At 55.0% G+C, this 20,118-nt stretch carries 19 protein-coding genes; 14 read left to right on the forward strand and 5 right to left on the reverse strand.

The annotated features are described in order from the left end of the window. Positions 1 to 154: 154 nt before the first annotated feature. The 8 genes from ABUA09_RS09250 (at position 155) to ABUA09_RS09285 (ending at position 7,131) form a co-directional block, all read left to right on the forward strand. Complete coding sequence (locus ABUA09_RS09250) at positions 155 to 943, forward strand: HpcH/HpaI aldolase family protein (protein ID WP_052082905.1); 789 nt, start codon at positions 155 to 157, stop codon at positions 941 to 943. Between the two features lie 67 nt (positions 944 to 1,010). Beyond that, positions 1,011 to 2,057 (forward strand): TAXI family TRAP transporter solute-binding subunit, encoded by a 1,047-nt coding sequence (locus tag ABUA09_RS09255; RefSeq protein WP_052082904.1) that lies wholly within the window; start codon positions 1,011 to 1,013, stop codon positions 2,055 to 2,057. 155 nt (positions 2,058 to 2,212) lie between these two features. Then, on the forward strand, positions 2,213 to 4,213 hold the full coding sequence (locus ABUA09_RS09260; protein ID WP_227151773.1) for a TRAP transporter permease: 2,001 nt from the start codon (positions 2,213 to 2,215) through the stop codon (positions 4,211 to 4,213). An 18-nt stretch (positions 4,214 to 4,231) separates the two neighbouring features. Continuing rightward, positions 4,232 to 4,423 (forward strand): hypothetical protein, encoded by a 192-nt coding sequence (locus ABUA09_RS09265; RefSeq protein WP_033119207.1) that lies wholly within the window; start codon positions 4,232 to 4,234, stop codon positions 4,421 to 4,423. A 104-nt stretch (positions 4,424 to 4,527) separates the two neighbouring features. After that, a complete protein-coding gene (locus tag ABUA09_RS09270) occupies positions 4,528 to 5,208 on the forward strand; it encodes a DUF1847 domain-containing protein (protein WP_227151774.1) in 681 nt (226 codons plus the stop codon). A 49-nt stretch (positions 5,209 to 5,257) separates the two neighbouring features. Next, a complete protein-coding gene (locus ABUA09_RS09275; RefSeq protein ID WP_058118583.1) occupies positions 5,258 to 6,148 on the forward strand; it encodes a fumarate hydratase in 891 nt (296 codons plus the stop codon). Positions 6,149 to 6,150: 2 nt separating this feature from the next. After that, positions 6,151 to 6,765 carry a fumarate hydratase C-terminal domain-containing protein gene (locus ABUA09_RS09280; protein ID WP_052082901.1) on the forward strand — a complete coding sequence of 205 codons (615 nt, stop codon included), beginning with the start codon at positions 6,151 to 6,153 and terminating at the stop codon, positions 6,763 to 6,765. 132 nt (positions 6,766 to 6,897) lie between these two features. Further along, positions 6,898 to 7,131, forward strand: a complete 234-nt coding sequence (locus ABUA09_RS09285) for a hypothetical protein (protein WP_208319257.1) — start codon at positions 6,898 to 6,900, stop codon at positions 7,129 to 7,131. Between the two features lie 69 nt (positions 7,132 to 7,200). Here the strand turns inward: ABUA09_RS09285 and ABUA09_RS09290 are convergent, their stop codons facing one another. The 5 genes from ABUA09_RS09290 to ABUA09_RS09310 all read right to left on the reverse strand — a co-directional run bounded on the left by ABUA09_RS09290 (position 7,201) and on the right by ABUA09_RS09310 (position 13,290). After that, a complete protein-coding gene (locus tag ABUA09_RS09290) occupies positions 7,201 to 8,424 on the reverse strand; it encodes a PucR family transcriptional regulator (protein ID WP_058118581.1) in 1,224 nt (407 codons plus the stop codon). Positions 8,425 to 8,633: 209 nt separating this feature from the next. After that, the gene (locus ABUA09_RS09295; RefSeq protein ID WP_279201812.1) at positions 8,634 to 9,461 is read right to left on the reverse strand and encodes a polysaccharide deacetylase family protein; all 828 of its coding nucleotides are present in this window, start codon (positions 9,459 to 9,461) and stop codon (positions 8,634 to 8,636) included. After that, complete coding sequence (locus ABUA09_RS09300; RefSeq protein ID WP_058118579.1) at positions 9,458 to 10,330, reverse strand: polysaccharide deacetylase family protein; 873 nt, start codon at positions 10,328 to 10,330, stop codon at positions 9,458 to 9,460. Before ABUA09_RS09300 ends, ABUA09_RS09295 begins: the two co-directional genes overlap by 4 nt. A 39-nt stretch (positions 10,331 to 10,369) precedes the next feature. Further along, the gene (locus tag ABUA09_RS09305; protein ID WP_349949319.1) at positions 10,370 to 11,794 is read right to left on the reverse strand and encodes an amidohydrolase family protein; all 1,425 of its coding nucleotides are present in this window, start codon (positions 11,792 to 11,794) and stop codon (positions 10,370 to 10,372) included. Positions 11,795 to 11,895: 101 nt separating this feature from the next. Further along, positions 11,896 to 13,290: an amino acid permease gene (locus tag ABUA09_RS09310; RefSeq protein ID WP_349949320.1), complete on the reverse strand. Its 1,395-nt coding sequence runs from the start codon at positions 13,288 to 13,290 to the stop codon at positions 11,896 to 11,898. Between the two features lie 405 nt (positions 13,291 to 13,695). On the opposite strand from ABUA09_RS09310, the gene ABUA09_RS09315 reads away from it, so the two are divergent. The 6 genes from ABUA09_RS09315 (at position 13,696) to ABUA09_RS09340 (ending at position 20,082) form a co-directional block, all read left to right on the forward strand. After that, positions 13,696 to 15,102 (forward strand): IS5 family transposase, encoded by a 1,407-nt coding sequence (locus ABUA09_RS09315; protein WP_279201808.1) that lies wholly within the window; start codon positions 13,696 to 13,698, stop codon positions 15,100 to 15,102. Positions 15,103 to 15,270: 168 nt separating this feature from the next. Next, the gene (locus ABUA09_RS09320; RefSeq protein ID WP_058118576.1) at positions 15,271 to 16,548 is read left to right on the forward strand and encodes a cysteine desulfurase-like protein; all 1,278 of its coding nucleotides are present in this window, start codon (positions 15,271 to 15,273) and stop codon (positions 16,546 to 16,548) included. A 93-nt stretch (positions 16,549 to 16,641) separates the two neighbouring features. Next, the gene (locus ABUA09_RS09325; protein ID WP_147586215.1) at positions 16,642 to 17,313 is read left to right on the forward strand and encodes a hypothetical protein; all 672 of its coding nucleotides are present in this window, start codon (positions 16,642 to 16,644) and stop codon (positions 17,311 to 17,313) included. Between the two features lie 24 nt (positions 17,314 to 17,337). Next, positions 17,338 to 17,874 (forward strand): nitroreductase family protein, encoded by a 537-nt coding sequence (locus tag ABUA09_RS09330; RefSeq protein ID WP_058118574.1) that lies wholly within the window; start codon positions 17,338 to 17,340, stop codon positions 17,872 to 17,874. A gap of 188 nt (positions 17,875 to 18,062) precedes the next feature. Beyond that, positions 18,063 to 19,415 (forward strand): allantoinase AllB, encoded by a 1,353-nt coding sequence (allB, locus tag ABUA09_RS09335; RefSeq protein ID WP_158453400.1) that lies wholly within the window; start codon positions 18,063 to 18,065, stop codon positions 19,413 to 19,415. 13 nt (positions 19,416 to 19,428) lie between these two features. Continuing rightward, a complete protein-coding gene (locus tag ABUA09_RS09340; RefSeq protein ID WP_058118572.1) occupies positions 19,429 to 20,082 on the forward strand; it encodes an aspartate/glutamate racemase family protein in 654 nt (217 codons plus the stop codon). Positions 20,083 to 20,118 lie beyond the last annotated feature (36 nt).

Here is a 20,118-nt window from a genome sequence, read left to right on the forward strand (position 1 = left end):
GACAAGCCTGTGTACAACATGGACATCTTTTTCCCCAAGCGCACCGCCGACCGTGAGGAGAGCGTGGAGGTCCGCTGAATCCTGTGAAACCGGCTGTGCCGGCTGCACGAGGAAGCGCGGCCAGCACAGCCATTTGGAATGGAGAAGACAACGCATGACTGATCAGAAATCCCTGCGTACCCGCCTGAAAGACGGCGAGACCGTATTCGGCATGTTCTATAAATTGAACAGTCCCCTGGTCACCGAGATCATGGGCTGGTCCGGCCTTGATTTCATTGTTGTGGATTGTGAGCACTCCGCCATCGGCTACGAAAGTGTGGAGGACATCGTCCGCACCGGGGAAAATGTGGGGCTGTCCACCATCATTCGCGTCCCCTCCGCCTCGGAGGAACATATTTTCCACGCCCTGGACTGCGGCGCCACCGGCGTTCAGATCCCCAATATGACCACGGTGGAGCAGTTCCGGGAGAACGTCAAATCCGCCAAGTACTACCCCGAGGGCACCCGGGGCCTCTCCCGCCAGACCCGCAACGCTATGTACGGCTTCTGGGATGAGAAGGCCAAGCCCTATGTGGAAGCCTCCAACGAGAAGTCCCTTGTGGTTGTCCACATTGAGAATAAGGAGATGGCGGACGCCGCTGAAGAGATCTGCCAGATCCCCCAGATCGATGTGGTGTTTGTCGGCCCCGCCGACATGAGCCAGTCCCTCGGCATCCCCGGCAAGTCCACCGATCCCCGCGTGGTGGAGGTAGCGGCCAAAGTGCTGAAGACCGCTGAAAAGTACGGTAAGGCCGGCGGCATCAACGTGACCAGCAAGGCCGATATGGAGCGATATATCGACCTTGGCGCCCGCTACATCCTTTACAGCTCCGACACTGCGGTATTTTCCAAGACCATGAAGGAGCTCGCGGCCCAGTTCGCACCTTACCGCAAGACCAACTGACACAGCCAAGTCCATGTTTTCCGGTCACCTGTGCACGGATCGAAATCAGAATTTAGGAGGAATACCAATGAAACGCAGATTGGCAAGCCTGATCGCCCTGGCGATGGTGGGCACCATCGCACTGACCTCTTGCAGCTCCGGTTCCGGCTCCACCACTCCCGCGCCCGCAAACACTGACTCTGTGCAGACAGAGGGGAAAGACTACGGCGGACTGAAGTATCTGCGGATGTGTTCCGGCACCCAAGGGGCAACCTGGACCACTGTGGGGTCCGCCATGATGGAGTATGTTGGTTCCGCCGTGAAGGATATGGGCGTGAGCGCCTCCAACGGACCCGGCGGCTCCGTGGCCAACTGCCGTGCCGTGGCCAACGGAGAGTATGAGCTGGGTTGGGCGTTCACTTCTACCGTATACGACGCTTACGGCGCTACCGGGGCGTTTTCGGAAGATGAACCCATGGAGAACCTGACCCATATTATGTCTATCTTCCCCAGCCAGCAGCACTTTGTGGTACCGGCCGACAGCAGCATTCAGTCTCTGGCCGATATCAACGGCAAGGTCGTCAATTTTACACCTGTCACCGAGACCAGCTATACTGTGAACAACAAGGTGTTCGAGGCTTACGGCATCAATCAGGATACCATTGAGAGCGCCGGCGGCACCGTGACCCTGACCCGATTCAATGAGGCCTCCGAGCTGCTGAAGAATGGAGAGCTGGACCTGTGGACCGCATGTATCGCCGCCCCCGGCTCCGCTGTCAGTGATATGGCATTTGCCCCTGGCATCCGCTTTGTCAACATTGACGAGGACAAGATTCCCCAGATTTTGGAACAGCTGCCTGGCTTTACTGAGATGACCATCCCCGCCGGTACCTACGAGGGCGTGGACGAGGATGTTCGTACCGTCGGTACCGTAGGATCCATCTTCTGCACGGCGGATCTCCCCGAAGATGTGGTCTACGACTTCCTGAAGACCATCTATGAGAACTGGGATGCACTGAAGGCCATCAATCCCACCGCCTTCGGTGATCTGGACGTGAACGACTGGCTCAACGGCGCTACCGCCCCCATCCATCCCGGCGCTGAGAAGTTCTATAAAGAGATGGGCGTCATGTAAACTCAATCATCTTTAGGGAGGGGGATCCCCTTCTTACCGCCTGCACCGTAAGAAGGGGATCCCCTCCGCAATCGTTACTTGGCCGAGTTCAGGCGAATACCCCTGGGTCGGATTCAACGTAGCCTTGAAAAAGAGAAGGAAGGAGTTCAACTCCCATGCTGTTCAAAAAAGACAAGCAAGCGGCATCTACCGGGTCCGAAAAGTCTCTTCAGGAGAAGATGATCGAAAAGGAAGAGGCCGCTGCCACCAAAGAGCGTATGGCGGAGGAACTGATCCAGGGCAAAATCAGCCTGTTCAAGAATCCTCTGGCGGTGGCGACCGCCCTTGTGGCGGTGGTACTCGCCCTGCTGCATATTTTTTACGCCTACAATGGTGTGATCGAGGCCTGGAGCCTCCGATTTGCCCATCTGACCTTGATCCTGTTGATGTGCTTCCTCATGAAACCTACCGGCAGGGCCTCCGTCAAGCAGAAGCCCACCATTGGCACTGTCTGGGATCTCGTGGCCATTGCGGCCACCCTAGTGGTGGCGGTGTACATCTTCTCCGACATCGCAGGATTCCAGAACCGGGCCGGTATGCTGAATAAGATGGACGTCATCATGGGGGCTATCTTTATTGTGCTGGTGCTGGAGGCCGCCCGCCGCACCGTGGGTAAGGTCATGGTGATCCTCTGCCTCTTCTTCCTGGCCCACACCGCATTCTCCCACTATTTCCCGGGCTTCCTGAACGGACCTCCCAGCTCCTTGAAGAGTATCGTGAACTGGATCTTCGCCTCCACCGAGGGTATCTTCAGCACCCCTGTGGGCGTGATGGCCAGCTACATCTTCCTGTTTGTCCTCTTTGGCTCCCTGATGATCCACACCGGCGCCGGCGAACTGTTCATTGATTTCGCGCTGGTTGCAACAGGAAAAATGCAGGGCGGGCCCGCCAAGGCCGCCGTGGTCTCCTCCGCCATCATGGGCACCGTCAGCGGCAGCGCCGCGGGCAATGTGGTGACCACCGGCACCTTTACCATCCCCCTGATGAAGAAGGTGGGTTTTCCTCCTGCCTTCGCCGGTGCGGTAGAGGCCTGCGCCTCCAGCGGCGGCCAGATCATGCCTCCGGTCATGGCCGCCACTGCATTTATCATCGCCGAGACCATGGGCGTGCCCTACATCAAGGTGGTGGTGGCCGCCATCATCCCCGCTGCCATGTACTACTGGAGCATTTTCAAGATGGTGGACATTGAGTCCTATATGCAGGACTTGAAGCCCTTGAAGCAAGAGGATCTGCCCGACCTGAAAGCTGAGTTCAAGGAAAAGGGACACCTGATCATTCCTCTTGCCGTATTGATCATTGTGATTTTCATGGGCATGTCCGCCGGTAAGTCTGTGGCCATCGCCATTGCTCTCATTTTTATCGTCTCCTCTCTGAGAAAGTCCACCCGCATGTCCATTACGGAGATTATATGCGCCTTTGAGGAGGCGGCCAAGAGCGCGGTGCCCATCACTGCCGCCTGCGCCGCCGCCGGCATCATCATTGGCTCCCTGGTCACTTCAGGTCTGAACATCCGCCTCACCAGCATCATCACGAATCTGGCTGGCGGAAGCGTGCCCATTCTGCTGATCTTCACCATGATCGCAGCCATCATCCTGGGTATGGGCATGCCCACGGCCGGTGTGTATATTACCCTGTCCGCCCTAGTCATCCCTGCGCTGGTCAATGCCGGGATCAACCTCTATGCCTCTCACTTTTTCCCCTTCTTCTTCGGTGTGTTCTCCAGCATTACGCCTCCCGTCTGTTTAGCCGCCTTTGCTGCGGCGGGTATTGCGGGTACCGATCCCATGAAGACGGGATTCGAGAGCTTCAAACTGGGCCTGATTGCCTTGGCCATGCCGTTCTTCTTTGTGGTCAACCCGGCCCTGCTGGCCCAGGCATCTCTTCCCATCTGCATTAAGGAGGCATTCTTCGCTTTTGTCGCAGTCAACTGTCTGGGCTATGCCATCAAGGGCTGGTGGGGGAAAAAGCTCCCCGCATGGGAGCGGCTGCTGTTAGCGGCCCTGGTTTTGTTGCTGCTGACGCCTTCCACCATTGCGGAGATCGCCGCGACGGTAGTTTACTTCATTCTGTTCTTCAAGCACAAGAAGGACAAGGCGGTCCTGAAAGCCGCAGCCTGAGCAAGGAGGCATAACATTATGTATGAACTTCTGGAATACCTGATTGCCATCGGCGGCTCCGTAGTGCTCTTTTTTATCACAAAGAGCACCAATATGGGCGTGCGCCAGTTTACGCTCTATCTGTGTGTGCTGGTCGTGTGGAGCATCGTTCTGTATGCGGCGCTCTACCTGATCCATAAAGCAAAGTCGAAGTCCAAGAAACCCTCCTGACGTTTTCCCAACACATCCCAACCAATACTTTGCGCTGGAATGCCGCCGGTCCGCTTTGCGGCCGGCGGCATTCCGGCATGAGGCAGACTGGACAACAGGAGGTTATGATGGAAGGACAATGTGCATTCTGCGGCCTGTCCAATCAGGTGCGGATCTGCAAGAATCCGGATACCGGCAAGGGCCCTCAGTTTTGTTCTACATTGCTGTACCCAGAGTGTATAGAGAAGGCGGCAGAGGAGTACCAATCGGAGGAGATACACACATTTGCGGTAAACTCCGCAAAGAATGAGCGGTCCTGCTATGATTGCAGCGTGGAAACAGCCGGACTTCCCAAGCCGGTGAAGTGCCGGATCGAGGAGACCATCGACTTCTGCAAGAGCATGGATTATAAAAGAATCGGCCTTGCCTTCTGCGGCGCCCTTCACAGAGAGGCGGCCGTGGTAGCGAAGATTTTTCGGGCGCACGGGCTGGAGACCGTCTCCGTCATGTGTAAGGTAGGCGGCATAGACAAGGCCGCCATCGGTATCCAAGAGGAGGAAAAGCTTCACCCGGGGAGATTTGAGGCCATGTGCAACCCCATTGCTCAGGCAGAGATTCTGAACCAGGCGGATACGGACTTTAACGTGGTGATAGGGCTGTGCGTGGGGCATGACTCCTTGTTCTTATCTCACAGCAAAAAAATGTGTACCGTCCTGGCGGTAAAGGACCGGCTGCTGGGGCATAACCCCCTGGCCGCCGTATACACCAACCACAGCTACTACGGCTTTTTGAACAACGGGGATTGACCGCATAGAGACTTACTGTTACAAATAATGGATAAAAGGAGGGCCCGCCATGCAGGGCACCATAAGCAAGGACTTGATGAAGTCCGCCGTTAAGGAGGTTTGGATCCGCTCCCTCACAGAGATCCAGCCGGATATCCTCGAGGCGCTCAACGCCGCAAGGGAAAAAGAGACCAATGAAAGGGGCAGGAAGTATCTGGATATTTTGATTCAGAACGCGCTGCTTGCCACCCAGAATCGGACTGTGATCTGCCAGGATACCGGAGTGCCTACCTTTTTTATCAAAACATCACTGGGCTTTCCCTACGACGGCGATCTGCGGGAGGTCTTTGATGAGGCTCTCCACGAACTGACCATGGGGGAATTTCCCATGCGGCCCATGGTGGTACATCCCCTGACCCGGGAAGACCGGTGTGATAACACTGCGGCCAACGTGCCCCTTCTGCACATCGAGCTGGACCACGGCACTGATTATATGGAGATCAAAGCCATGCCGAAGGGAGCAGGGTCCGGAATATGGGGGACACTCCAGTTCTTCCCACCCTCGGTGGGAGCGGCCGGTGTGAAAAAATTTGTGGTGGACTCCGTTCTGCGGGCCGGTTCCAATCCCTGTCCGCCCCTCATTGTGGGCGTAGGCCTGGGCGGGCCTCTGGAGGAAGTGGCCCGACTGGCCACGGTGGCCTCTGCACGGCCCATAGACCGGCGTCACCCTGAACCAGAGATCGCCGCACTGGAGGAGGAGTTGAAGGAGGCGCTCAATATGAGTCAGATCGGCCCCATGGGCATGGGTGGGGACACCACAGTTCTGGCCGTCAATGTGGAGTATTCCGGCACACATAAGCCCTGGATGCCCGTGGCGGTGAACATCAACTGCTGGCCAGGGCGAAAGGCCACCTGCCGCATCTACAGCGACGGCCATGTTGAGCAAGTGAAGGGGGAATAGCCATGGCAAGAACCGTCTATTTGAAGACGCCGCTGACAGAGGAGGATGTTCGAGGACTGCAGTTGGACGATGTGGTCTACCTCACCGGCGACGCCTATACGATGATGTATATCGACCATTTTACCCGTCTGACCGGTATGATCAAGGCAGGGGAGCCTCTGCCTATGGAACTGAAGGGGAATGTCATTTATAATACCGGCACAATTTTTCGCCGTGAGGAGGACGGCACATACGACTTCCGGGCCATTGGAGCCACCACCAGCTCGAAATTTAACGCCTATACGCCTGAGTTTATCCGTCTTTCGGGTGTCCGGGCCGTAATCGGCAAGGGCGGTATGGACCGGAATGTTTTGGACGCCATGCAGGAATGTGGCTGCGTGTATCTAGCCATCGTAGGGGGCTGTTCGGCCATCTATACCCCCCATGTGGAGTTGAAGCGGGAGTTCTGGCCGCAGAAGAGCTGGGCGGACAACCAGCTCCAGCTCAGACTGGACGCCTTCGGCCCCCTCTTCGTGGCCATGGATGCCAATGGGAACAGCATCTATGAGCAGTGCGGAGACACGGCCCAGGAGAACCTGCCCGCCATCTATGAAAAGCTGGGGATTAAGGCAACGTAATGAGTAAAAGGCGGGCAGCGGATCATCCGATCCGCTGCCCGCCTTTTCGCGTGGGGCCATCCCCGGTTTTCTCTTCTGGCCTGACCCTCTTTTTCATAGGATGGAACAAACACATTTAGGAGGGAACCGGATATGAAATTGTTTCTGGTCAGACGAAAGCTCATCACAGCGGTGGCCTGCCTGCTGCTGGCGGCGGGGATGTTCTATGTGGTGAACCACCCGGCCATAGTAGGGGCCGCCGCGACCACAAGGCAACTGCCCATCTACTGCGTGCAGCGGGACCAAAAGGTGCTGTCCATTTCCTTCGACGCAGCATGGGGTGATGATAGGTTGCGGTCATTGGGAGATGGGAGATGCATACGGTGACGATATCGAGCCCCCGTTTTCCCAGACAGGCTGCCTGGCCGGGGGGTGATTTCACAAAAATAGGATGAACTAGATGGGAGGCTCTATGGGATAGACCTCAATGGCACCCGCCAGGTCCCAATGATCCAGAACCTGCCGAATTTCATAGAGCGTGGCAAAGACATAGAGCTGATTATAATAGTCCACAGTTTCCTCAAGGCCCAAAACCGTTTTTACCTTTTCCAGCCGATACCTTATTGTATTACTGTGTTGAAAGAGCATCTCTGCTGCCAGGGAAATATTTCGGTCGCATTTTACATAAGTAAGTACTGTTTCCAGCAGATTGGAATGATGACGTTCGTCGTATTCGGAGAGCAGTCTTTCAATATTATAGTAAAATTGCTCTACCCAAGCGTGGTGGCGCAGAGCGCAAAGAAACTGGTAAACTCCGATTTGGCAGAAATCAAGCAGAGGTTCCTTGCTGATGACGGAAGTAGCGCAGGCGTATATGCTCTCCCAAATGCTCGCAGGCAGGGTATTGAGCGATTCGCGAGGAGTACTGATTCCAATTCGAAAATCCATCCGCTCTAAATTGAGCAGATAGAGCAGCTGCAACAGTTTTTTCCGAATGGTGTCCACCCCATCGTCAGTGGAGTAGATGACTAAGATTCCAGACGGATATTTTACTAAGGTGTAAGCGTCATACTCCGAATGGAGCGATTCCTTCCGATTGTGCAGATAAGCTCTGTAATATTGATCGAGTTTGTCTGAAAGTATCTGTTCCTCGCCAGAGGCAGGGCGGCAATAGCAGCAGATATTGTTGGCCCTGAAAAATGGATTGATATTTTTGATGCGCGCATCAAGTCCGGCGTTCTTTGGGCCCCGGAACAATTCATTGATGCGATCAATCAGGGACGCATTAAAGTTATTGGAGAGCAAAGCGTTCTTAATGTTAAAGATAATATCCTCAAAGTTGACATTAGAAAACAAAAGGATAGGGGTATGGTTCCGATTGGCCAGGTCGATAATCTCAGGCGGGAGCTCGCGGAAATAGATATCCTTAATTGCAATCGCCGCCACATGCTGCCCAATCAGCGCTTGCAAACATCCAATGCCGTCGTTGATGTTCTCTCTGGCGTAAGAGAGCGTGGTGATAACGAATTCCCCGGAATTGAATTCCCTCTGAATGACTTCCTTGCTTTCCCATTCAAAAATCCCTACTCCACTGATGACGTTGTAGAGTCCGCTCTGATTGGTCAGGAATTCGAAGTCGGAAAACAGGGGTTGGGAGAGAACCTCCATGACAGTCAACATAACGGCATTAACCTCCATGGCATACAGTAAGGCAGAGCGGGCGGCGGTTGCTCTGCAGGCGGAAAGGAAAAACATTTATAGAAATGATCGGTTTCCCCTTTCCGTCTGCAGTCCATTATACTGGATTCCCCTATATAATGTAATCAGGAAAGATACCGGGAAATGCTGCGTGAATAAAGTAATGCAGGACATTCCGGAAACACAGAGCTCTAGTGGGCGGGAAGTGCAAACCCCTTAGACTGAAGTACCCAGCGGGCGACGGCATCGTTGGTGGCAATCCAGGCTCCGCGGGACTTCATATAGGCAATCAGCTCACCCAGGGCATTTACGCGGCAGGCACGGCCAATAAACTGAGGATGGATGATGAAATCCATAACACGGCCCCCTTCCTCTGCCATGCCGTCGAATTCCTCGCGCCAGATCTCCATTTGCTGTGCGGCAGATTTGATACCATATCTGGCAGGGGGGCTATCGATATAGTAGTCGTAGGCGGTGTCGTCATAGAAAGCATCCGCCATCAAGTCTACCAAGGGGACGGACTTTTCCCCGATTTCCACCAGGTGAGGCCCATCCCAATTGCCCCGGTAAGAGGTGTAGTAGTAACCGCGCTCCAGCATAAGCTGCCCCAAGGACTCGGTGAATTCTTCCTCAGTAGGGCGGAATCCGGTGGGCTTGACGCCGCACAGCTCCCAGAGGATGCGCTCGGCCTCCTCAAAAACGAGTTTAGGGTCGTCGCCCATGCTGTCAAAATGATGCAGACCGTGGTTAGCGATTTCATGGCCCCGGCGGTGGATCTCCCGAATGACCTCCGGGTATACGGTGGCATTATAGGCGGGCACAAAGAATGTGGCCTGGATCCCTTGTATATCCAGCATATTCAGTATGCGGGGAATTCCCTGCTTGGCTCCATAGGTGCCTTTGGACATATGGACCAGGTGCCCCGGATCCAGGCGGTTAGATTCTGACCAGTTGAGCTCAAGGTCTACGTCGAAGGCAAAAGAGACTGCAACACGTTTCCCATCGGGCCATTCCATCATTGGGGGTGCCCTCCTTCCGTATGTGCTAAAACGTATCTGGCAACTGCTTCACAGGTAGTAATCCAGGCGCCCTGCTGCTGCATGTAGCCAATAAAATCACCCAACCGCTTGATCCGGCCGGGCCTGCCGATGAGGGCGGGATGGAACTTCAGCACCATGATTTTATCGCCCTCAGCAGCTACGCCGTCGAATTCCTCGCGCAGCATGTTGATATACTCCCTGTTGGTGAATGCAATGCGGTGTCCTGGCTCAATGGCACAGGAGTAATAATAGTAGGTAAAGTCGTCCAGAACTACGTCCGTGGGCAGCTCCACCAGTGGGGACTCTCCAGCCTCGGCCTCGTGGAGATAGGCATAGTCACAGTCCCTCAGATTCGAGCTGTACAGATATCCGCGCTCCCGCATCAGGGAAAAAGCTTCTGGATGCAGGGTGCTGTGGGGCGCGCGGTGCCCTGCGGGCCGACGCCCCGTGAGACGCTCGATTACGGACTCAGCCTGTTCCATCTTAGCGGATTCGTCTTCGCGGCTGTTATACCGCTCTGGCTCGTGCAGAATGCCATGATAAGCAATTTCGTGGCCGGCCTTATGGATGGCGGCGGCGGCCTCCGGGTAGTGCTCAAGCACATAGCTCGGGGTAAAAAAGGTCCCCTTGACGCCGTAGGTGTCCAGCATCTTCAGACAACGCCAGATTCCCTCGTTCCCGCCGTAGCGGCCTTGATCCTGCTCGTCCGGCTCTTTGCCCTGGCGGGCCAGATTGGAAATGCGGAGGGTCTCCGCCTCAAAGTCAAAGGTGAGCATGACCGCGACCCGTCTGCCGTCGGGCCATTGGATCCCGGGACCGGTTCGTATGCCGTCAATCAGAGAATACATAGTGGGTCCTCCTTATGTAAATGGCTGCATAAAAGAATATTACAGCTTGTCTTCGCGCATCAGGGCTGCATTGGTGCCGTTTACTTCCCAGAAAGCCTTTGCCGCACGGGCGGCCAGATCCGGCACACAGGCCTGGGCTTCGGCGATGATGGTGGGCTCGTCGGCTGTGAGTACTTTGCCGCCGGCCAATAGGAGCTTTCCATCCACACACACCAGAGAGACTTCGCTGCCGCGGGCGCTGTAGACTAGATTGGGCACGATGTTGCGCATGGGAGCGGTGTAAACCGGCATCATTGAGGGGGCGGTCAGGTCCACCGCAATAAAGTCGGCGCGCTTTCCCGCGCGGAGGGAGCCCACCAGCTCGTCCAGACCCAAGGCCTTGGCGCCGTCGATGGTGGCCATGCGCAGAGCGCGCCAGGCAGGCAGCTTCTCCGGATCCTGGTACTTGATTTTGTTGAAGAGCGCCACCAGTTTCATCTCATTAAACATATTGTGGCAGTTGTTTCCGGGCGCCTGATCGGAACCCAAAGCGACGATGCCGCCGGCATCCTGAAAGACGACGGAGGGAGGGACGATGCCGTCGATGATGCCGATAGAACCGGGACAGGCGATCATGGACGCACCGCTGCAAGCCATCTGCCGGACTTCATCATCGTTGGCATCGGTTAGATGAACAGCAAGCAGCCGTTCGTTTAAATAGCCGATTTCATTCAACCAGGCAATGGGGCGCTTGCCATAGCGCTGCATAATTTGGGCGGTTTCGCGGCTGCCCTGCTGGACATGCATATGAATTTTGGTTTGCCGAACCTTAGCCAAGGTCTGGATTTGGGCAAGCAGTTCCGGACTGCAAAAGTCCGCGCCTTGTGGCCCGAGAAAAACCTTGATTCGACCGCCGGCACAGCCATTCCAACGGTCAAAGAACTCCAGGCCCTCCTGTAAAGACTGGGAACCCATGTTGGAGTCAAACTCATAGAGTTCACTGGGCGCATAGATTTTGTAACAGGCGTCCCGAATTTCTTTTGTAAGACAGGCGCGCACGCCGAGCTTCTCGACAAAAGAGGCGGTCTGCTCCGGAATGACATTGGAATCACTGAAGGTAGTGGTGCCGGCGCGCAGCGCCTCCATGTAACAGACCTTGCTGCCCAAGATTTCTTCCTTGCGGCTCAGGGCATCATCAAAGGGGCCCATACCATACATCATCCAGTGTTTCGTATCCTGTGCCAGACCGCGGCAGATGCCAATATCGGTATGCATATGTGCGTCGATTAGGCCAGGCAGGACGACATGATGGGGCAGCTCCAGAACCTGCTCTGCCTGGTACTGAGATAGCATGTCCTCTTGGGGCCCCAGAGCTTCGATAGCGCCGCGATCTACGACCATGGCGGCGTCGCCTAAATAACCGACGCCACTCCCCTCCAAAGTGTAAAAGTGGGGTGCAATAACAATCATATCTACTTTTTTCATGTTCTCTACCTCGCAGTATGGGAAGTGCCCGCAGACGCAGACGATCTGCGGGCACTTGCCCACTGTAATTGTATACGAACCAGATATATGGGATGTCGCGGTTATTCCTTGTCGCCGAAGTCCTGTTTGGTCTCGGACTTGACCTTGAGGCCGTAGTGGGATTCAAAGTAACGGTATCCGATATAACCGGTGACCAGAGCAATCGCAATAAAGGCCCAGCTCGCCTTAGGAGCCCAGGACAGAGTACCCAAGAACATGATGAATGCCATGATGGCCAAAGCAATCGAGAGAACCCTCCAGCAGGGCATATGATAGGTGGGGTGGTAGTCGTCGCGCTTGTGATATTTGAAAACGACCAGGTATCCAATGATGGAGCGCAGGGATATCGTCAGGGTGAAGTAGCCCAGGATCTCACTGATATTGGAGACAAAGATAAAGAAGATGGCCAGGGCGCACTGCACGACGATGGAGAACGCAGGGGTTTTGTACTTGGGATGAATTTCGCCGAACTTGGGGAACCACAGACCGTCGCGGGCCATCTGGTACTGGACGCGGGGCTGAGAAAATACAGAGGTGGCCAGAGTGCCGGTCACAACGACCACAGCAAGCGCGGCGCTGAGCGTGCCTGCCAAGGAACCAAAGCCGGGAATCTGGGACACAGCGGCGGAGACGGGGGCCTCGGCGGCGGCCAGTTCAGCAACGGGGAGCAGACCAGCCATGGCGGTAGCAAATACAGTGTAGAACACGGTAATGATGACCACGGTGAGGATGAGGGCAATCGGCATGTTCTTCCTGGGATTTTTAATCTCGCCGGCGCAGACAACGACTTGAGAGGTGCCGTCATAAGACCAAGTGGTGGCAGAAATACCGGCGATGAGGGCGGCAATACCCACGGGGGCGCCGGGAGCTGCAGGCGCGGCGAGAAGGTCGCCGCGGGCAAAGCAGATGGCGACACCGGCCAGGATAACGAAGGGAATGATCTTAAAGGTGGTAATAATGTCCAGCAATTTGCCGCCGCCCTCTACGGAGCGAATGTGAATAAACATGAAGAGCAGGATGAAAGCCGCAGCAATAAACTTACCGACCAGAGGGCTATGATGTGTAAAATAGGAGAGATAGCTGGCGATGGAAAGGGCCATGGCCGAGAGCCCGGGAGGGTCGGAAGCAACGAAATTGAGCCAGCCGGAGATGAACGCTAAGGGGCGCCAGCCGGCGAGTTCAAAGGTCTTATACACGCCACCGCTGACAGGATAGGCAGAATAGATCTCAGCATAGAACATGGAGGCGGGAATCTGGTACAAACCGCCCAGCAAAAAGGAAAGCGCAATAAACAGCGCACTGCCGGAAGCACCGGCAATTTCGCCGATGGAGGTAAAGATACCGGAGCCGACTGTGGTGCCGATGCCGATGGCAATCGCTGTGGACAGGCCCAGTTTGCGGGTTAAGCCTTCGTCGTGAAATACCCGATCGTCCTGATTGGTTGTGTTAGACGACATAATGTTACCCCTTTCTTCTCTTTGCCTTTGTTTGTGGTCGGAGGACGCTCCGGCCTTTGGATTCAGCGCTTTTCTGGATTGGAATTCGGGATGCCGTGGGGGTCGGGACAAGATTTGAAGAGTTTTGTGCTACTATTATAGCACATCTTTTTGGTAAAAATCGCTGTGCCATCTCCAAATCTAAGCTGAGATTCTTGTACAAACACACAACGAAAGACGAAAAAGTAAGTGCGAAAAAGGAAACCTATGCGCACATATGTTGTCTATCATAGGAGTCCCTATAAAATAATGTCCACTGAACAAAAAAAGGCCACGTGATATCAAGAAATAGCGCCGTTTCTGCGGTATAATAAGTGCAAGGAAAAACGGGAAAACACGCGAAAAACCTTGCACTTGGAGGCGGCCATGTATCGATACAGTAACGGTCAGATCAGCCTTTCTGACTTCAATCAACCGGCAGGCATGAATCTGAAAGAAAGCAATCGCTGGGTCAAAAAGGCACAGACAATACCCTGGCTGGATATTGAGAAACGCTATGCCAAGCGGTTCACCAATCGCAAGGGCAATGTGGCAAAGCCACTACGCTTAGCCTTAGGAGCCTGCATCATTCAGGCGGAGTACGGTTTTTCCGACGAAGAAACAGCTCTGCAGATTCAGGAGAATCCGTATTTTCAATACTTCTGCGGCAATCCCGGCTACGACGACAGCAAGCAGCCCTTTGACCCATCTCTTATGGTGTACTTCCGTAAGCGCCTGACGCCGGAAGTGCTGGGAGAAATCAACGAGATGATACTCAAAACTGCAACCACATCAGAGAACAACGACGACCATAACACTCCCACAGGCGGTGGTAACAGCGGCACTCTGATTGTGGATGCAACCTGCGCGCCGTCTGATATCCGATTTCCGCAGGATGTGTCGCTTTTGAACGAGGCGCGTGAAAATGCAGAGCAGATCATTGATACGCTGCAGGAGCAGAGCGCGGAAGAGAAACCCAGAACCTATCGCAACAAGGCCCACAAGGACAGCCTCAAGTATATGCGCAGCCGCAAGCACAACGTGAAGAAGACGCGCGAAGCAATCCGTAAGCAACTCCAGTATCTCCGCAGAGACCTTTCCATCGTCGATTCTATGCTGCAATCCGGCCTGAAGCTATCCCAAAAGCAGCAGCTTCGGCTTGAAACACTGCGAAAAATTTACGAACAGCAGAAGTACATGTATGACAACCATACACATTCCGTTCCTGACAGGATTGTCAGTGTAAGTCAGCCGTTCATCCGACCAATCGTACGCGGAAAAGCCGGAAAGCCGGTGGAGTTCGGGGCAAAACTGGATATCAGTGTATCCAATGGATGGGCAAGGTTGGAGTACTGGTCATTTGATGCCTACAACGAAGCCACAAAGCTGGTTGAAACCATAGAGCGTTACAGAGCCCGTGAGGGACATTATCCGGAGCGCGTGCTGGCGGACAAGATTTACCGAAACCGCGAAAACCTCAGCTACTGCAAACTGCACGGAATCCGGCTCAGCGGTCCGGTATTGGGAAGACCGAGAAGGGACGAGCAGCGCGACAGGCGGCAGACCCATTTCGACCAGAATGAACGGATAGAGGTTGAACGACAATTCAGCTTTGCAAAACGCAAATGCAACCTTGGAAAAGTGAAAACGAAACTGGCGGAGACCGTAGGTTTTACGCTTGCCATGTCGATTGTAGTGTTGAATCTGCGTAAAATCCAGCATACCCTTTCGCGCCTGTTTGGGCGGATTTTGCACTTTTTATTGCCGCAGCAAAAATTGGTATTTGTTCAGTAGACATTAAAATAGAGAGAGGAGAAGAGCAGGATTTTGTAGTTTGCTACAAAGAAAGGGGGTTACGTTCAAAACATTTACAAGATGGTCCTATGGTATAGTGGAAACAGAAAGGGGTGGCCGGGATTTGAAGAGTTCGGCGCCACAAAACCAGAAAGGACTGTTTGTAGTATGAAGAACTTCAAGTTTGACGTGGACTATGTTCGCGATCAGTTCCCTGCGCTCAGCCGTTCCGTGAATGGAAACCCTGCCGCCTTTTTTGACGGCCCCGGCGGCAGCCAAGTCCCGCGCCGGGTGGTTGCAGCCATCGAGGATTATCTCTTTTATCACAATGCAAACGCCGGCGGTGAGTTTTTGACCTCCAAGGACAATGACCGCCTCTTCCGCCGCGGGCGCGAGGTCTTAGCCGACTTCCTCAATTGTGCGCCGGAAGAGGTGTGCTTCGGTGCCAACACCACCTCCAACAACATCCGCCTGGCATTTGGATTCCTGCGTACCCTGAAGGCTGGGGATGAGATCATCATTACTGACATCGACCATGAGGGCAACCGCTCTCCCTGGCGGACTTTGGCCGATTTCGGTATTGTGGTGAAGAGTGTGTCTCTGGACCCCGAAACCTGCACGCTGAATTTTGACGACTACAAAGCGAAGCTTTCCGATAAGACAAAACTGGTCTGCGTCAACTGGGCTGCAAACGCCTGCGGGACCATTACCGATGTGAAGGCCTATATTGAGCTGGCCCATAAATACGGGGCCGTCACTGTGGTGGACGCTGTGCACTATGCGGCTCACAAGCCCATTGATGTAAAGGCCATTGATACCGATATTCTGCTGTGCTCTGCTTACAAGTATTTTGGTCCTCATGTGGGCGTTATGTATATCCGCAAGGAGTTGGGCGAGAGCTTCCCCTCGGTGCGTGTTTATGCAGAGGATAATGCCGACATGCCCACCAAGATGGAGACGGGGACACTCTCTGTGGCCAATATCTGCGGCGCCGCAGCGGCCGTAGAGTTTATTGCAGACCTGGGAGAGAAGTACGGCGAGTGCTTTGAAGAGGAGCTGGGCGCTCTTCAGGGGCGCCGCAGGGACATTGTAGCCGGCATGTTGGCCATCGACGCCTACGAGGATGGCTTGGTGGGCCGCATCCGCAGTGAACTGTCTGCAATTGACAATCTGAAGCTGTACATGGCGCCTGAAGGCACGCCTCGTACCACGACAGTCTCGTTCACCATCCATGGCGTCAACTCCGCCGAGGTGGGCAAATTCCTGGCCGAGAAGGGGCTGTTTGTGTGGAACGGTGACTTCTACGCGCTCGAAATTGTACATAACGTCCTAAAGCTGGGCCCCCAAGGCGGATTGGTCCGGATTGGCTTGGCGCCCTACAACACCGAGCAGGAGGTAGACCGTCTTCTGGCCGCTATCAAAGAGTTCGCTGCTGCGCATAAGTGAGTGTTCCCACACCGGGGAGCCCTCTGCATGTCGGATTAAGAGGGAGAGGGCCCTCCCGTTGGGAGAAACAACGAGAAACTGGAGGTGCAAGACATGGCTCGCCCTGAATTGATCGTTATGCTCACTTGGAATGATAAGACGGTTGAGAATGCCAAGGAGCTTTTTCTGGAATCCAAAGACGCCCCGGCGAAGTTTTGGGGCTGTAAGCGGGAAGGAATCTCTGAGGAGCGACTTCGGGACCTTATTACCACGATGCGGAACGCAGGGAAGGAGACCTTCCTGGAGACCGTAGCCATCGACGAGGAACACTGCCTGGATACGGCCCGAATCGCTGCGGAGTGCGGAGCGGACCACCTGCTGGGCACGGTATACTTCGACAGCGTGCAAAAGGTCTGCGACGAGGCCGGCATGACGTATTCCCCCTTCTTCGGCCTGGACCCCGCGGACACCCGTCTGCGCGGCACTGTGGAGGATATCGTCGCCGATGCCAAGCGTGTAGAGACCCAAAATATATGGGGCCTGTCCTTCTCAGGATTCCGCTATGTGAGCGGAGATCCAGCGGAACTCATCCGCGCAGTGTGTAATGCGGTGGAGAAGCCGCTCACTCTGATGGGGAGCGTCAACAGCTATGAGCGCTTGGATGTGCTCAAAGAAGTACCGAACCTTTTCGGCTTTACAATCGGCGGGGCCTTCTTCGAGAAAGTCTTCGGTGAGACCTTCCCGGAACAGATCGAGGCTGTGCACAATTACCTGTTAAAGGAATAAACAAGTTTAAGGAGGGGACCCGCCATGGATGCGTTGGAAGCGATTATGACCAGACAGAGCATTCGCTCCTATACCGGAGAGGGTATTTCGCGGCAAATGCTGCGGCAAATTGTGTCTGCCGGTATGCAGGCGCCTTCGGCGCATGCCTGTGCAAGCTGGAGATTTCTTACCATAACCGACCGGGAGACCATGCGCGGGATTATCCCTTATAGCCCGTGGTGGGGGCTGTTGGAGGAGGCCGCTGCACTGATCGTAGTATGTACCGATACCAGAGGAGTTGAGGGGATTTCCCACGAATTCCAGGTTGACGGCTGCGCAGCCGCCATGGAAAACATGCTGTTGGCGGTCCACGCCATGGGACTGGGCGGCGTATGGCTGGGAGTCTGTGAGGGGGAGGAGAACTGCTGCCTGGTCAAGGCCCGGCTGAAGCTGCCCGGCTACACGAAGCTGATAGGGATGATGGCGGTGGGCCATCCGGCAAAGCGGCCGGAATGGAAAGATCGTTTCGAGCCGCAGAAGTGGTTTGAAGAAGACTGGGGGAACCAGCTCCACCCGGACTGAATCCCTCTGTTTACAGGCGGGCGCAGAAACAGTATGATAAAGTTAGGGATTGTTTGAACAGAATTAACAAGCCCAACCGCCGGAGCTTTTTCACCCTGGACGGAGCCGGACATAGCTCCAATATTCAAACAAGACCTGGTCCCTCTGGAACCGTACAGGAATTTTCTGAATGAGAAAGGATGGGCGCAGTGTACGATCTTTGCATCAAAAAAGGGACAATCGTCAATGCAGACCGGAAGGTCAAGGCCAACGTCTACATTAAAAATGGGAGAATCGACGCTATTACCGCGGAGGAGGATATTCCGGCCGCCAGGGTGATCAATGCTGAGGGACGACTGGTCCTCCCTGGGTTTGTAGATCCGCACACCCACCTGAATGATCCCCCGGGAGGAGATGTGAGCGAAACATTCCTTACCGGTACCCGCTCCGCCGCTGCGGGCGGCGTGACCACCTGCATTGAGATGCCGCTGACCACACCTGTGGTCTCCACGGCAAAAGCCTTTATTGATAAACGGGCCATTTGCGGGCCCAAGGCTGTGGTAGACTTCGCCATGTTTGGCGCATGTGTACCCGGCAATCAGGATGAGATCCAGAAAATGTTGGCCCACGGCGCTGTGGCGTTCAAGGCATTTACGCCGTTTTCCATTGAGATTCCCCGTCTGGATGACGCTTCCATGCTCAAGGCCATGGAGAGCTTGGGCAGGGAACAGGTTACACTGAGCATCCACTGCGAGAATGCAGATATGATCACGAGCCTGACCGAGGAGCTTCAGGCCCAGGGGCGGGTGAAGCCCGGCGATTATCAGGATGCACACCCCCTGATCTCCGAATTGGAGGCAGTTCAGCGTGTAGCGCTCATGGCCTATAAGACTGGGGCCAGAGTCCACGTGGTGCATTGCAGCTGTCCTGAGGCGGTGGACGTGGTGTCCTACTACCGCTCTTTGGGTGCGGACCTCACCGTAGAGACCTGCCCGCACTACCTCACGCTCAACGAGAAGGATGTGGAAAGGTGGGGGGTGTATTGCATCTGCAATCCCCCTATCCGCGACCAGAGCGTGCAGGATGAGTTGTGGAAGCGGGTGCTGGAGGGCAAGCTGGACTGTATCGGTACCGACCATTCGGCCTATCTCCACACAGAGAAGGCCGAGGGCAAGGACAATATTTTCAAAACTCCGGCCGGGATCACCGCCATGCAGCTATGCTATCCCCTGTTCTTTGACGAGGCGGTAAACAAACGCGGCATGTCCGTGGAGCAGTTCGTCAGCATGTCCAGTACCGCGGCTGCCAAACGCTATGATATCTATCCCAAGAAGGGACTCATCGATGTGGGAGCCGATGCCGATGTGGTCATCTTTGACCCAAAGGCCCAGTGGGTGGTGGAAAATAAAAAACTATTCTATCTTGAGAAGTGGACCCCACATGTCGGCCGTACCGTGACTGGCCGGGTAGACGAGACCATCGTCCGCGGCAAAAGCGTCTACCGCGACGGCGAGATTCTGGCGGAAGGCGGGTATGGCTGCTTCGTCCCCGCTCTGCGCTGAGGAGGGGGAAAAGGTGCGTATTTTGCTGTTGAATCCCAATTCTACACAGATGGTCACCCAGCGTATCCAGCGGGCGGCGGCACCCTATCAGAGCGCGGAGTTGGAGATCACTGCTGCCACCGCAAAAAAGGCGCCTCCGGCCATTGAGACTGCGATGGATGAACTGCAAGCCTCCATCGCCGTACTGGAGGAGCTGGAGGCGCGCAAAGGAACCTATGATGGTGCGGCGCTGTGCTGCTTTTCCGACCCGGGATTGGATGCGGCCAAGGAGCTCTGCGATGTGCCCGTGGTGGGAATGTGCGAGGCGGCGGTCTATTTTTCCGCCTTTTACAGCCGGCGATTTTCCATCTTGGGCTCCTGTGGCTCCGGCGACGTGCCCTATATGTACGGCCACATGAAACGCTACGGTGCGGAGACGCGGCTGGCCAGTGTGGACTATACCGGCACCGGTGTGCTGGGTGTGCCCGATCAGGTGACGGACGACATTTCGGAGAAGATTGAGGGTATCATCCACAGAGACGGTGTAGGGGCGGTACTGTTAGGCTGCGCTGCTTTTGCCGGCATGGGTGATGCGTTGAGCAAAAAGCACGGTATTTATGTTACAGACGGCATTGGTCCTGCCATTATGACATTGAAAATGCTGCATGAATACAGGCGGACCATCTGAGCCGCCACATCAAGAAAGCGGTGGGGGTTGCCATGT

It is taken from the genome of Intestinimonas sp. RTP31139st1_F5_RTP31139_211217, assembly GCF_040226735.1.
GTDB lineage: Bacteria > Bacillota > Clostridia > Oscillospirales > Oscillospiraceae > Intestinimonas > Intestinimonas butyriciproducens.